The sequence below is a fragment of the Brucella sp. 22210 genome (genome assembly GCF_052045675.1).
Classification (GTDB): Bacteria; Pseudomonadota; Alphaproteobacteria; order Rhizobiales; family Rhizobiaceae; genus Brucella.
The window spans coordinates 1-442 of the sequence record NZ_JBQEPD010000175.1 but is presented as its reverse complement, the minus strand read 5'-3'; the positions used below and the strand labels follow the sequence as shown (position 1 = coordinate 442).

Below are 442 nucleotides of genomic sequence, written 5' to 3'. Positions count from 1 at the left end.
GTGCCACAGTGCTAGTTCGGATTCGGACAGTGGCCGCAACCGCTTTTCGAGTGCGCGTTCGACTTCAACGTCCTGTTTGCAGTACTCGATCAGCTTTTGGAGTTTCGCCGGTTCGTCCCACCAGGTGATCTTGTCCTTTTCGACCTTCCGTGGCTTGGCCATCTGGAGCATGAGGCGGCGGCCCGCCATATCCTTGGCGATGTCGAGCCCGGCGGCGGGCGAAGCGTTCTCCAGCGAACCGGGGAGCGCGAGCGCATACGCCATGGCCATAGTGCATCGCCATTGCGTCACGTCGGGCACGGGCCAGCCGTAGCGCGGGCCCATGATGTAGTGGAAGATGATACGTTCGAACGAAGCATTATGGGCTGTGACAACGCCGCCCATCATGATGTGCTCGGCCAGATCGTCAGGAACCGGATCGCCCGGCGTCCAGACTTTTACA

Annotated in this window: 1 pseudogene; it reads right to left on the bottom strand. The window is 60.6% G+C overall.

The features are described from left to right. Positions 1 to 442 (bottom strand): annotated as a pseudogene (locus tag ACTJKP_RS27215) (hypothetical protein); the annotation flags it as partial.